Below are 12169 nucleotides of genomic sequence, written 5' to 3'. Positions count from 1 at the left end.
CTAAATTTGAACAGCTATTTTCAGTCCCTTTTTGGTCACCTACTTTTATGCATTCATTCCTTTCAAAAGGAGAGTCGATTGCTTTAGTTCAAGCAATAAAACTACATTAAAAAAGCGTGCGAGACCTTCTTCAAGAGTCCTGCACGCTTTTAAATTAAACAGCTGTTTCAAACCGCTTTCTATTGATGAAGAAAGAAAGAGTGATGATGAGATAGATACCCATTGTAACCAAGGTTTGGACAATCGGGGTTGTTGATACTACGCCGATAAAAATGGCAATAATCGCAATGACAGAAAACCATGTCGTAAAAGGATACAGCTTGACGCGATATCCTCCTGGTGTTGCTACGCTTCGAGACTTCAGATGCCCGACAGCAATAATAAACCAGATGAATAAGACTGTGTAGCTTAAAGATCCCATTAAATAATTAAAGGTTTGACTACCTACAAAAAGAGAGATTAATACGGCTGCATACAAGGTAGATGTACATACTAGAATCGCTCTGACTGGCACCTGTTGTTTCGACAGCTTCGAAAAGCCCTTCCATACACGGCCATCCATTGCCTGAGTAAATAGTACCCTTGAAGAAGCATACAGACCAGAGTTCATAGAAGACAAGATTGCTAGTAAAATAATCCCGTTCATGATATCACTTGCATACGGCACGCCAATCGTTGCAAACACCGTGACGAATGGACTCACCTGCTCATTGTTTACTTGATTCCAAGGAATCAAGCTGACGATGATAAAGAACGGAAGTACATAAAAACCAATGATTCGTACAAATGTACTTTGAATGGCCTTTGGGATGACTTTTTCAGGGTTTTTTGTTTCTGCTAATGTGACCCCGATCATTTCAGTTCCGCCATATGAATACACGACCACCAGCATTGCCGCAATTAAGCCGCCCGTTCCATTCGGGAAAAACCCTCCGTGGTCGGTTAAATTGGATAATCCTGGTGCTTCATGCTGTCCGAATGAGACAAATAGCATCGTTAACCCAATGATAATAAATAAAAGAATGACAGCAATTTTTATAGAGGCTAACCAGTACTCTGTCTCAGCAAACATTTTGACTGAACAAACATTGATCAATGTCACAACAAGTGAAATGATTAACACAAGTGTCCATATCGGTACTTGCGGGAACCAGTACTGAATAAAGATTGCAGACACGATCGCTTCTGCTGCAATGTTCAGCACCCACATTTTCCAATAGATCCAGTCTAAGAAATAGGCAGGGTATTTGCCTAACACAGGTTCAATTAAATCACGGAATGTTCTAGCGCCAGGTCGTGCAACCGTCATTTCGGCAAGTCCTTGCATAATAAATAATAAAATAAGACCACCAATCATGTATGCCAAAATGACAGCAGGACCCGCGATATCAATGGCAGAACTGCTTCCTTTAAACAGACCAGCACCGATGGCACCGCCAAGTGCGAGCATCATGATATGCCTTGACGTCATTGTTCGTTTTAACTGCACATGTTCCTTTTCCATTTTCTATAGCTCCTTTAGATTCGAATCTTCAGACAAATATAAGATAAAAGCATATAAAAAGGCCAGTCATCTCCTTGAAGAGACGACTGACCTTGCAACCGCGTTACCACTCTTATTGATTCAGACAAAGCTGAATCCAACTTGAAACCCGATAACGGAGGTCACACGTAAAGACTTACTATTCATTCAGTCTTGCCGCTCCTTGAGCGAGTTCAATGATTCGTTTTACTGCGTTGCACCACCCCGCAGCTCTCTTAGAAAACGTATGTCCATTTACTATTCTCAAGTCAAAGCGTTTTATAGTCAATTTGTCTATTTATCAAAGATTTTATTTTTTAAATATACTGACTAACCACGCAATTGTCAACAGCCTTTTTCAGACTTTTTCTTTTAACGAATCCAAACGGCTACTTCATCCATCGGACGGCGCGTTTTGCTGCGCTTTGGCTCAATGACTCGATACCCAAAGGCTGCCATGACAGAGATGTCGTACTGACCATCTTCAAGTAACCCTTCTTCCTCAAGAATACGATGAATCTCATCGTAGCTGAATCCCTCAACAGGGCACGAATCAATGCCGATTTGTGCAGCGGCTGTCATCATATTTCCAAGGGCAATATACGTTTGTTTGGAAGCCCAATCGAAGAGCGTACGGTCATTTTCCATCAAATGAAGATCATTTTCTTGGAATTGTTTGTAGCGTTCTTTTACCATTTCAAACGTTTCGTCTGTCATTCCCTTGATTTCCTTGTTGATGTATTCTGCATATGCTGAATCATACCGGGCGTCTGTTCTTGCCAAAATGATCACAAAATGGCTGGCAGTTGGAAGCTGCTTTTGTGCACCCCATGTATATTCTTTTAATTTCTCTCTAAATGCTTCATTTTGAACGACGAGAAACTTCCAAGGCTCAAATCCGACAGAGCTTGGGGAAAGTCTTCCTGTTTCTAAAATGAACGCAAAGTCATCTTCTGGAATCTTTTTCGTCGGGTCGAACTCTTTTGTCGCGTGACGGAATTCATACGCCTCAATGATTTCTTTTTTTAATTGCTCTTTGTCTCGCATGGTATTCATCCTTTCTAGTGAACGATTAGGGTGTGAAGTTTCACCAATCCAATTTCTTTCCATTCCCATATAGAAATTGTTATGATAAGAAAACAAACAGCCCGAATGTGTGATGTGATATCTCTATGGTAAAAGAAAAGTTTCCTTTGATTCAAGTACGCACATTTTTGTTCGTTAGGTACAATCATGTTCGTTTATCACCCATTTCCACTTAGAAAGGAGTGTAAAGATGAGTGCACCATCCAATCCAGTCAGTATTGTCAATCATGGCTGTCCCGTTTCAACCACCACGAGTGTAATAGGAGGAAAATGGAAAGGAGTGATCCTTTATCATTTGACTTGCGGTCCAAAACGATACAACGAATTACGCCGGCTTCTGCCAAGGATTTCTCAGCGTGTTCTTACGCTGCAATTGCGCGAGCTAGAACAAGACGGCGTTGTTCACAGAGAAGTCTATGAGGAGGTCCCTCCTCGTGTCGAATATTCACTCACTTCTCTAGGAGATACATTAAAGCCTATCATCTTCGCTATGCGTGAATGGGGCGAATCCTATGGAAAAGAAGCGCGCTCAAAAGAAAAAAGCTGCCATCTCTAGCAGCTTTTTTTATGATGAAATCGCCGTTGATTCTTGCTGTGGATCATCCTTCACGAACAGGATGCCAAGCTGATGATGCTCACCTTCGTAAGAAGCGCGTTTCTCAAACCTTGTCTGACCATTCAAGCCAATGATCTCAAGCTTTGTCAGAGCACGATTGGTTTGAAGGGCTTCATAAAATTCCGAAACGGTTTTGACTTCAATTCCATTCACCTTTGTAATGACTTCTCCGATCTCAAGCTTTAAATCAGCTGCAGGTGTATTCGGAATGATTCCCAGCACCATCAGCCCTTGATTACGCTTAGAGAAGTAGAACGGAGCCGCATTGTCATTGACTCTCTGTTTCCATGAGAGGAATGCTCTTCCGACAATCGCTATCAATACAGCTCCCCATGCAATCGGCTCAAACCAAATACTTGCAGCACCTAGTAAGGCAACAGCCAGTCCAAGCATGAGAATACGCCGTGCCGTAATTTGAATGCTCACAATTGGCAGTGATCCTTGAATCCGCTGCCCGAAACCGATGATGTATGGAATCAAAATAAATGAAAAGCTTTGATCGTGTACTTGAAGCACCGGCCACCATGGCAGAGAAGAAGTAAATTCACCTGCCGGCATCAGCAAAACAAGCGGTAAAAGCCACAGGCGGTTTGCCCGCTGCTGGCCAATCAAAAGTCCTCTCGCACTCATCACCATTGCAGGCGATGTTCGTAAATGCGCCGTTCGATAGGCTAGAATCCCCTCGGTCATTAATAAAAGACCTAGCAGAATAACAACGGCTGATGCATTCATCATTGAGAGCTGCGGTAGCCAAGAATGGCTCACTTGGAAAAACATCAGTCCAAGTGCCGCAATAAAACTGAAACCGAGTGTGTATGCAGACGAAAGCGCACTCGCCTTAAAGAATAAAGAGCAAACGATGGTCATCGCTGCAATCAGCACGATGAATCCAGGCGGGAGGGCAATCCCTAAGCCTACTGAAATGACGGATAGGCAAATCCCTAGAATCCATCCCTTTGAATATGTAAATTTAAGTTCATCGTATACATCTTCTATTCTTGTTTGAAACGCTTTTCTCTCCCGCTTTACGCGGATGTAGCCATGTAACAGGCTGATTAATATCATGAAATAAAAAAGAGGGTGGATTAAAAACAGACCGACCGCTTTTAATCCAGCTCCCATCCACTCCGAGCTCATTATCGTTCACCGCCCAAGTCAAGCATTTTCTCTTATTCTATCAAATAAATCGATGCTTGACACCAGGTTTATTTCTCCTGATTCATCCAAAGTGTGACATTCGACAGTGAAAAGTCTTTTAAGTAGTGATTGACATCTACATCTAGTATGCCGCCGAGCAGCTGCATCGACCTCTTGATGTCGGTTAAGTTTATACCAAGTCTCTTATGATTATCCATTAAATAATTGAAGTATATCTCAGCACAGTCTTCATCGATTTCGTCGACTGATTCTACCGTTGTGTAATTGACCAAGTACCTGCTTAACAGCATGAGCAGACTTAATGCCTTTGTAGCGGAAAACGTCACATCTTTCGTACGACTCTTAAGCTCCTCTACCAACTCGTAATATTTTTTCTCTCTCACAATACTTGCCCTTTTCAATTGTGTACCCCCATTTACTAGTTCTTTTAAGAAAAGCGCAAACCTCGGTACAGCTTAATGCTCAAGCTGAATATCCGCAAAAAATAAAATATTTAAAATGAGTGCTACTTTATATTGTAAGAATTATTTATGTAACATACAACTTTCAAAAGTTTCATTTTCATGACATGTTTAAATCAACAGAAAGTCTCTTATATAAATATGTTATCGGGTAAAATCGAAGGAATGTTATGTTTTTTGTAAAATAAATGAATATATTTCTCGATATAATTTATTTTTCAGAATAAACTATTACATGTTCGTGACACTTATGAACCAAAAAAAGAGGCATTTATTCGCCTCTTTATTTTTTAAGATATAGTGCTTTTAGTGCAGTCTGCAGTTGAAGATCATTTTTTTCATACGATTTCACTTCATCCACCATTTTGTTCATCATTTTCGCTGTCTTCAGATCAATCACACCTGATTTATCGAGATTGTATGTGCTTTGGAAGGCTAGAACTGCCTTTTTCGTTTCTTCATCAAAGTAGCCGTCTACTCTGCCAGGGTCGAATGACAATCCCTTTAACAGCGTCTGTGCTTGTCTTACTTCTTCATTGTTCATATCAAGCTGAAGCGGTTCTTTCAGCTGAAGCGGACCTACAGTAAAGTAATCTGGCTGATGAATCGAAATCGTTGGTACGACACCTTTTTTGTGAATCCAATTCCCTTTTGGCGTGAGCCATTTATACAGCGTTAACTTAATGTTACTGCCATCACCCATTGGAACCGCCTGCTGCACAGTGCCTTTCCCAAAGGAGACATCACCGACGACTTCATATTTTCCAGCTTCTTTCATAGCACCAGCAAGTATTTCAGAAGCGGATGCACTGCCTTTATCGATTAGAACATTGACTGGGTAAGGCTTCTGTTCTTTCCGTTTTGAAAAATATCGTTTCCTGTCGCCGTTTCGTTCTGCAATTTGAATATAGGGCCGATCCTTCGTAATAAAATGCTTCAAAATGTCTTCTACACTTTGCAGATAGCCGCCAGGGTTTCCTCTCACATCCAGCACAAGACCTTCTATGCCCTTTTTCTCGAGCTGTTTCAGGCTTGACGTGAAATCCTTCGCAGTATCTTCAGAAAAGCTAGAGATCGCGATATAACCCGTTTTATGACCATTTACCTCTTTCACAGAGGAAGTCACGGTTTCAAGCGGAATTTCTTCTCGTTTGATATGGAATGTTAACTCTTTTTCAATCCCATTTCGTCTGATTTTCAGAGCGACAGATGTTCCTTTTTTTCCTCTTATTTTCAGTACAGCATCGTTTAAGCTTTTTTCTTTCATCGGCTCACCATCAATGCTGATGATTTCATCTTTCGGCTTTAGACCCGCTTTTGCCGCAGGGGATTTTTTAAAGGCAGAGACGATAATGATTTTCCCTTCATCCATTCCCACTTCTGCCCCAATTCCCTCAAAAGAAGAATCAAGCGAATCAGAAAATTGTTTGGCGGTTTGCTTGTCCATGTATACTGAATACGGATCATTTAAAGTTGAAAGCATTCCTTGAATGGCGCCTTCAAGCAGCTTTTGGCGATCCACTTCCTCTACATATTCATTCGAAATAAGGTCATAGGCTTTCTCGATTTTCTCCATCCCATTTTCTTTCGCCTTATCACTTGATTGAGCTTGTCCAGCCATTGCAGCAGCTGCTTGCGGTGACTCTGCATGAGTTCCTTCTTTATGCGTCATCACCCCTGCACTTATTAATAGAACGACACTTGCCATAATAGATGCGATTTGTTTTTTCATATTTGGCCTCCTTCTTCAACTCTTCCTGATGACCTGAGTTATTATATGCCAGAAGAAGAGATTTCATGTAAGGACATTCTGCCGCGAAGGCTTGACTAATCATTTTATTAGGTGTAATTTTTATTTTGTTATGATCGAGAAGGAGTCTTCGCTATGTATATTATTTTGACGATGCTTTTATTAGGTATTTTATTAGGATTTGTAGGAGCAGGCGGGGCTGGTTTTGTCATCGCATTGCTTACGTTAATTTTTGATATCCCTATCCATACCGCACTCGGGACGTCTTTAGCCGCAATGGCATTCACGACGTTATCAGGTGCATACAGCCACTTACGGGAAGGGAATATTCAGCTGAAATCTGGTTTGATTGTCGGAGCTTTGGCCTGTGTTGCTTCCTTTGCAGGAGCTAAGGTTGCTCCTTTTATTCCAGAAGAAAGTCTGCACTATTTAACAGCTGGAATGCTCTTTTTATCCGCTGTGTTTATGATGATCAAATTATTTGTTCTTAAGGAAGAAGCTGAGCAGCAGCCGCTTTCTTCACGTCAGCTGCTTATAAGGGGTATTATTTTAGGACTTGTATCCGGATTGCTATCAGGTATGTTTGGTATCGGATCCGCACCATTTATTCAAGTAGGACTTTTGATTTTACTGAGACTTTCTATTCGACAGGCAGTTGGCACGACGATGCTTGTCATTATTCCGATTTCCATCGGTGGTGGAATTGGATATATTACAGAGGGTTATGTTGATTTTATCTTGCTGATTCAAATTTTAATCGGAACAGTATTAGGGGCTTTTATTGGCGCAAAATTTACACGCCTTGCACCGAAGCTCTTATTGAAGTCGGCTGTACTGTTAACACCTATTATTGCTGGTTTACTGCTGTTATTTTAATTTTATTTAGAATAACAAAAGCCGATAACATCATGTTATCGGCTTTTTGATTAGCGGATATATTGCGCTGGATTGACTGCATTTGATTTAGCGCCATTCCATAATCCTTTATGAATTTCAAAGTGGAGATGCTGACCATGTGATTGGCCTGTATTCCCCATATAACCAAGGAATTGTCCTTGCTCGACTCTCTGCCCTGTTGACACACTTCTTGTAGACAGATGGGCATATACTGTTTGATAGGTCTGTCCATTGATATTATGCGTAATGAATATCACATTCCCGTAGCTCGATGAGTAGCTTGAGTTCGTGACTGTTCCAGATGCAGCTGCGACGACAGATACTGTGCCTTTTGCTGCAATATCTAAACCGTAGTGCTGTCCGCCAGAACGTCCGCCAAAGCCAGATGAGAATCGGCCAGCAGCTGGTTTAATAAAACCTGAGCTGCTTGCTGGTGTATCAGATACTTGATCCGAGCCGCCGCTTTGAGGTGCAGGTGCACTTTTTTCAGCAGCTGCTTTTTCTGCTTTCTTTGCTTCTTCCTTTTGACGGCGTGCTTCCTCAGACTTCACAGCCGCTTTTTGATTCGCTAGAATTTCTTGTTCATTTTCAAGTTTGCCTAATTCATCATGGGCATGGTTCTTTTTATCTGTTACATTCCCTAAGATTTTCTCTTTTTCTTTTTGCTGTTTAGACAAATCCTTTTTCAGCTCTTCTAGCTCTTTCAGAGATGTTTCAAGTCCACTTAGCTGATTATTTAGCTCTGCTTCTTTTTGCTCCACCAGCTTTAAATCATTTTCATGTTCTGTAATCATGTCTTTGTCTGCTTCGACAATGGTTGTGACAGCCCCAACACGACCGACAAAATCACTAAAGCTGCGAGCACCCAGCAGCACATCTAAATAGTTGATCGTACCGCCGCTTTTTTGCATCGAACGAATTCGATCTTTGAATATAGCTTTTCTTTTTTCAATTCGATCATTGATGATTTGAATGTCTTTTTTTAGTTTCTTGATCTCTTGCTTCGTTTGTTTGACTTCTTTTTCTTTTTCAGCGACTTTTTCAGTTGCAGCACTTACCTTGTGGTCAATCTTTTCAATTTCTTTTTTGAGCTTGGATTCTTTCTTTTCAAGCTTAGCCAGCTCTGATTTCTTTTTCTTCAATGTTGATTCAGTCTTTGATGTTTTCTCTTCGATTTGTTGACGTTTTTGATCTAGGTCTTCGTATGCGAATGCACGATTCTCGTTCCCTGGAATGTATAGCCACGTTGTTCCAATAAACGCTGCCATTCCAGCCATCATCAGCTTTCTTTTCAAAACGATATTCCCCTCCTATGACAACTGCCTGCATAAAGAGTCGACCGGATGAATCGGTTCAACCGGTCACACCTTCTATCAAATTCTCGAGTGCTGCCATCAAAAATAGATTTATACTTTTAAAAATTTACGAATGGACGTCAAGCTTCCCCATACACCAATGATTGCACCGATCAATAGAAGGACCAGTGAAACTTGAAAGACAAACGGGTTATATGGAAGCATGGAAATAAATGAGCCTTGTACTCTCGGTGCCACCCAGCCCACTGCATATTGATATGTGCCAAGCAATAGAGCGATTGGTATAATGGAACCAAATACACCAAGCAGTAATCCTTCAATGAAGAATGGCCAGCGGATAAACCAGTTCGTTGCACCTACGAGCTTCATAATCTCGATTTCTTTACGTCTAGCAAAAATCGTAATTTTAATCGTATTAGAGATCAAGAACATGGCTGTAAATAAAAGCCCAATGATGAGCGCAATTCCTACATTTCGCGCCACTCCGACCACATTGAAGAGTCGGCTGACTTCTTCTTTTCCATAGGTTACTTTATACGTACCTTTTAGGTTTTCTAATTTCTTCGCTACTTTCGGTGTATCGTGTGGATCTGATGTTTTCACAATAAACGCATCGTTTAATGGGTTTTCTTGATCAACAAGTCCCATGGATTGTCCATTTTCACCAAAGCTTTTAATCAGCGCTTTTAGTTCGTCATCTTTAGATGAGTACTTGACATCACTAATTTCAGGAATCTTCTCAATTTCTGCTTTTAATTCATCTTGCTGCTTTTGATTCGCCGTTAATTCGATTAACACTTTTACTTCTACTTCTTTTTCAGCGTTCGATGCCATGTTATTCAAGTTGAGCATAATCACAAGAAAAACCCCAACTAAAATCAATGTGACAGTGACCGCACTAATTGATGCAAATGTCATCCACGTGTTTCTTCCAAGTGAACGGAAGCTCTCACGTAAATGCCGCGAGAGAGTTTTAATCATAAATGCCGTACTCCCCTCTTGCTTCGTCACGCACAATCATTCCATCTTCGATTGCGATGACACGTTTCTTCATGCTGTTTACAATTTCTTTGTTGTGTGTCGCCATGACGACTGTTGTTCCGCGGTTATTAATCTCTTCGAGTGTCTTCATGATTTCCAAAGATGTGTCTGGATCAAGGTTTCCTGTCGGCTCATCTGCAATGACAACCTCAGGACTATTCACGATTGAGCGAGCGATAGATACACGCTGCTGTTCACCGCCAGACAGCTGGTCAGGAAATTGTCGTGCTTTGTGCTTGAGCTGTACCAAATCAAGTACATCCAGCACTTTTTTCTTAATGATATGAGGCTGTTCCCCAATGACTTCAAGTGCAAATGCCACGTTCTCAAACACCGTGAGGGTTGGAAGCAGTTTGAAATCTTGGAACACTACGCCAATTTCTCTTCTTACGTAAGGAATTTCTTTTTCCTTAATTGAGGCTAAATCTCTGCTATTAATTAAGATTTTCCCTTTGGTTGGCTTCTCTTCACGATACATCATTTTGATGAAAGTGGATTTACCAGCACCACTGGGACCAACAACATACACAAACTCTCCTGGGTGGATAGAGACATTGATTCCATTGATCGCCTTTACACCGTTAGGATAGATCTTGTAGACTTCCTTCATTTCAATCATGTAATCACCTAATCTTTTCTTATTGCTGACTAACAGCTTATCATGATGTTTTGACACTTATCGTCAAAAAACGTTATGTATGGTCACGCACATACCCTTCGATACGTACAAGCAATTTATGTCCTTTTCATCCAAAAAGATGAAAAAAATGAATCGTCTAAATTTCAACAACTCCAATTATACGTCATGAATCGACGCAATGGTATTACATTTATATTTCAAAACTTATAGTTAAAAGGTAAAAAGAACAATTAAAACCGATAAACATGTCTTTTTACCCTTATTTTTTAAATAAAATTTAATATAATACGTTTTCATACTATTCAAAAGTCTTTTTCTACATATAAAAATCAAAAAAACCTTGTCGATTAGACAAAGGTTTTATTTTTTCTCTGCAAGCCATTTTGCTACTTCTTTTGCTTGCTTCTCATCTACCATTCCGCTTGGCATAGAGCCTTTACCATTCTGTGCAATATCTGCAATTTGGCTTTCATTATATTTCTTCCCTACTTCTTTCAGGCTTGGTCCGCCTCCGCCAGATAGGTCTTTCCCATGACAGCCAATACAGTTTTGCTGATAAATTTCCTCACCACTGCTCACAGTTGAAGCACTTTTGCTGCCTTCTTTGTCACTGCTGCTTGAATTTCCTCCACAAGCCGCAAGAACAAGAAGCATCGCTGCAAACAGCATCATTAATCCGCTCTTTTTCATCAATTTCCCTCCCTTGCAATCATTTGGTCAACGCTATTATATCCTTGTTTACGCCCTTTTAAAACCCTCACCAAGCACCTCTTTTGCATCCATGACGATGACAAATGCTGATGCATCGATTGCTTTCACCACTTGTTTCAACTTTGTGAATTGTGACTGCCCAACGACACACATCAGAATTGGACGGTCATGATCGGTATATCCTCCGACTGCTGAGATCTTTGTGACACCACGGTCAATTTGATCAAATACTGCCTGTCTGACTTCATCCTCATGCCCTGTAATGATCATCGCCATTTTCGAATGACTGAAGCCGGCCTGTACGACATCAATCGTTTTACTTGAAATAAACACACCAATGACAGCGTACAGTCCCTCTTCAATCCCAAAAACAGTCATCGCAGCCAGGACAATTAGGCCATCCATCATCGCTAAACAGGTGCCAAGCGTGAGGCCTGTATACTTATTGATGATTTTGGCAGCGAGCGCCGTTCCACCTGTTGATCCATTTCCAAGGAACACGAGCCCTATTCCGATCCCAATCACCACTCCGCCAAAAATGGCTGCTAAGAGCGCTTCATGTGTCACAGGTGCAATATGTCTTGTGACAAACACCATCAAAGGTAAGAAAATAGAGCCAACGAGCGTTTTCACGCCAAATGTACCGCCTAATAAATAAAAACCTGCGATAAACAGCGGAATATTGAGTCCCCATTGCACATATGCCGCCTCAAAGCCGAATGACTGCATAATCGTACTAATACCGCTCACACCACCTGCAGCAATCTGATTCGGTAATAATAACGTATTAAATCCAATCGCCACAATAGCTGATCCGATTAAAATGAACAAGTAATTTTTTGCTTCAATCCATAATTGTGAATGTCCCTGCTTCATGTCTTTCTTCCTCCGTTACTTCTGAATGCACACCTATTTTAAGCCCTCCTATAACGAATGTAAATAACAGCCAAATGCAGTGCTAATGGATTAAT

12 protein-coding genes and 1 other annotated feature are annotated in these 12169 nt (G+C 40.9%); of the genes, 2 read left to right on the top strand and 10 right to left on the bottom strand.

From position 1 onward, the window contains the following. Positions 1-154 precede the first annotated feature (154 nt). Together C6W21_RS12685 and C6W21_RS12680 are read right to left on the bottom strand one after the other, a co-directional pair. On the bottom strand, positions 155-1504 hold the full coding sequence (locus tag C6W21_RS12685; RefSeq protein ID WP_106050654.1) for an amino acid permease: 1350 nt from the start codon (positions 1502-1504) through the stop codon (positions 155-157). A gap of 75 nt (positions 1505-1579) precedes the next feature. Next, positions 1580-1804, bottom strand: a binding site (T-box leader). A 90-nt stretch (positions 1805-1894) separates the two neighbouring features. Further along, positions 1895-2569 (bottom strand): NAD(P)H-dependent oxidoreductase, encoded by a 675-nt coding sequence (locus C6W21_RS12680; protein ID WP_106050653.1) that lies wholly within the window; start codon positions 2567-2569, stop codon positions 1895-1897. A gap of 229 nt (positions 2570-2798) precedes the next feature. On the opposite strand from C6W21_RS12680, the gene C6W21_RS12675 reads away from it, so the two are divergent. Then, on the top strand, positions 2799-3164 hold the full coding sequence (locus C6W21_RS12675) for a winged helix-turn-helix transcriptional regulator (protein WP_106050652.1): 366 nt from the start codon (positions 2799-2801) through the stop codon (positions 3162-3164). A gap of 9 nt (positions 3165-3173) precedes the next feature. Here the strand turns inward: C6W21_RS12675 and C6W21_RS12670 are convergent, their stop codons facing one another. The 3 genes from C6W21_RS12670 to ctpB all read right to left on the bottom strand — a co-directional run bounded on the left by C6W21_RS12670 (position 3174) and on the right by ctpB (position 6575). Beyond that, positions 3174-4361, bottom strand: a complete 1188-nt coding sequence (locus C6W21_RS12670) for a PDZ domain-containing protein (RefSeq protein ID WP_189318190.1) — start codon at positions 4359-4361, stop codon at positions 3174-3176. 68 nt (positions 4362-4429) lie between these two features. Beyond that, positions 4430-4783, bottom strand: coding sequence for a swarming motility protein SwrAA (locus tag C6W21_RS12665; protein ID WP_007500014.1), 354 nt, complete (start codon positions 4781-4783; stop codon positions 4430-4432). Positions 4784-5126: 343 nt separating this feature from the next. Further along, complete coding sequence (gene ctpB, locus C6W21_RS12660; protein ID WP_106050650.1) at positions 5127-6575, bottom strand: carboxy-terminal processing protease CtpB; 1449 nt, start codon at positions 6573-6575, stop codon at positions 5127-5129. Positions 6576-6728: 153 nt separating this feature from the next. Between ctpB and C6W21_RS12655 the strand changes: the two genes are divergently transcribed. Then, positions 6729-7469 carry a sulfite exporter TauE/SafE family protein gene (locus C6W21_RS12655; RefSeq protein ID WP_106050649.1) on the top strand — a complete coding sequence of 247 codons (741 nt, stop codon included), beginning with the start codon at positions 6729-6731 and terminating at the stop codon, positions 7467-7469. Positions 7470-7519: 50 nt separating this feature from the next. On the opposite strand, the gene C6W21_RS12650 is transcribed toward C6W21_RS12655, so the two are convergent. From C6W21_RS12650 to C6W21_RS12630, 5 genes are all read right to left on the bottom strand, one after another. Continuing rightward, positions 7520-8785 (bottom strand): murein hydrolase activator EnvC family protein, encoded by a 1266-nt coding sequence (locus C6W21_RS12650; RefSeq protein WP_106050648.1) that lies wholly within the window; start codon positions 8783-8785, stop codon positions 7520-7522. Positions 8786-8896: 111 nt separating this feature from the next. Then, positions 8897-9787, bottom strand: coding sequence for a permease-like cell division protein FtsX (ftsX, locus tag C6W21_RS12645; RefSeq protein WP_044139350.1), 891 nt, complete (start codon positions 9785-9787; stop codon positions 8897-8899). Next, positions 9780-10466: a cell division ATP-binding protein FtsE gene (ftsE, locus tag C6W21_RS12640; RefSeq protein WP_034660129.1), complete on the bottom strand. Its 687-nt coding sequence runs from the start codon at positions 10464-10466 to the stop codon at positions 9780-9782. Before ftsE ends, ftsX begins: the two co-directional genes overlap by 8 nt. Before the next feature lie 381 nt (positions 10467-10847). Further along, a complete protein-coding gene (cccB, locus tag C6W21_RS12635; RefSeq protein WP_106050647.1) occupies positions 10848-11177 on the bottom strand; it encodes a cytochrome c551 in 330 nt (109 codons plus the stop codon). A gap of 48 nt (positions 11178-11225) precedes the next feature. Then, positions 11226-12074, bottom strand: coding sequence for a YitT family protein (locus C6W21_RS12630; RefSeq protein ID WP_003212797.1), 849 nt, complete (start codon positions 12072-12074; stop codon positions 11226-11228). Positions 12075-12169: the final 95 nt, after the last annotated feature.

The sequence above is a fragment of the Bacillus sp. NMCN1 genome (assembly GCF_002998085.1).
Lineage (GTDB): Bacteria > Bacillota > Bacilli > Bacillales > Bacillaceae > Bacillus.
Note: the sequence above shows the minus strand (reverse complement) of the source record. Positions and strands in the feature narration are given on the sequence as shown.

Coding starts and splice junctions, on each gene's coding strand:
- C6W21_RS12685 (WP_106050654.1), bottom strand. CDS start 1,504: ATGGAAAAGGAACATGTGCAGTTAAAACGAACAATGACGTCAAGGCAT.
- C6W21_RS12680 (WP_106050653.1), bottom strand. CDS start 2,569: ATGCGAGACAAAGAGCAATTAAAAAAAGAAATCATTGAGGCGTATGAA.
- C6W21_RS12675 (WP_106050652.1), top strand. CDS start 2,799: ATGAGTGCACCATCCAATCCAGTCAGTATTGTCAATCATGGCTGTCCC.
- C6W21_RS12670 (WP_189318190.1), bottom strand. CDS start 4,361: ATGAGCTCGGAGTGGATGGGAGCTGGATTAAAAGCGGTCGGTCTGTTT.
- ctpB (WP_106050650.1), bottom strand. CDS start 6,575: ATGAAAAAACAAATCGCATCTATTATGGCAAGTGTCGTTCTATTAATA.
- C6W21_RS12655 (WP_106050649.1), top strand. CDS start 6,729: ATGTATATTATTTTGACGATGCTTTTATTAGGTATTTTATTAGGATTT.
- ftsX (WP_044139350.1), bottom strand. CDS start 9,787: ATGATTAAAACTCTCTCGCGGCATTTACGTGAGAGCTTCCGTTCACTT.
- ftsE (WP_034660129.1), bottom strand. CDS start 10,466: ATGATTGAAATGAAGGAAGTCTACAAGATCTATCCTAACGGTGTAAAG.
- cccB (WP_106050647.1), bottom strand. CDS start 11,177: ATGAAAAAGAGCGGATTAATGATGCTGTTTGCAGCGATGCTTCTTGTT.
- C6W21_RS12630 (WP_003212797.1), bottom strand. CDS start 12,074: ATGAAGCAGGGACATTCACAATTATGGATTGAAGCAAAAAATTACTTG.